The sequence below is a fragment of the Vibrio sp. 1069 genome, assembly GCF_033340555.1.
In genome coordinates this window covers 1-584 of record NZ_JAWOWP010000667.1, presented here as the reverse complement: position 1 = coordinate 584, position 584 = coordinate 1, and the positions used below count along the sequence as shown (strand labels likewise).

1 protein-coding gene is annotated in these 584 nt (G+C 52.6%); it reads left to right on the top strand.

The window, feature by feature from the left end; all coding sequences use genetic code 11:
- A partial coding sequence (locus R7040_RS28360) for a methyl-accepting chemotaxis protein (protein WP_318097873.1) occupies positions 1–584 on the top strand: 584 nt, incomplete at both ends.

Genomic DNA, 584 nt, shown 5'->3' with positions numbered 1-584 from the left:
GGTACCGGCTTTTACACCGATGACATTGATGCCGTCATTGCAGAAATGGAAGCTTCAGCCCATGACGCGCTCAACACGACTCTAGTGGCCATTGCGCTGTTCTGTGTTTCTATCGCTGCCGTGGTTGCTATCTTCGCCGTGTTTGTGAATCGTAGCATCATGCGACCAATCGAACAGTTTGATGCCTCGATCCAATCCTTCGCGCAAGGCGATGCCGACCTTACGGCACGCATGCACGAGTCCAACGTACCTGAGTTCAAACAGTTAGCGCACAACTTCAATATCTTTGTTGAAAGCCTACAGGGCACCATCAAGAGCGTGACTCAAGTTGGTGAAGAAGTCGTCGCAGAAACCAACAACATGTCGCAACGCGCCTCTCAAGTCGACGAACTCGCTGGCGGTCAACGTGAAGAAACCGAGCAAGTTGCCGCAGCGATGACGGAAATGACAGCCACCGCGCATGAGATTTCGAACAACGCTAACCAAGCAGCAGAATCAGCGCGACACGCCGATGAAAACGCTCAACAAGCGAAACACATCGTCGATTCCGCTGCGAATTCTGTCGAAGAGCTGGCAAGCGAGGT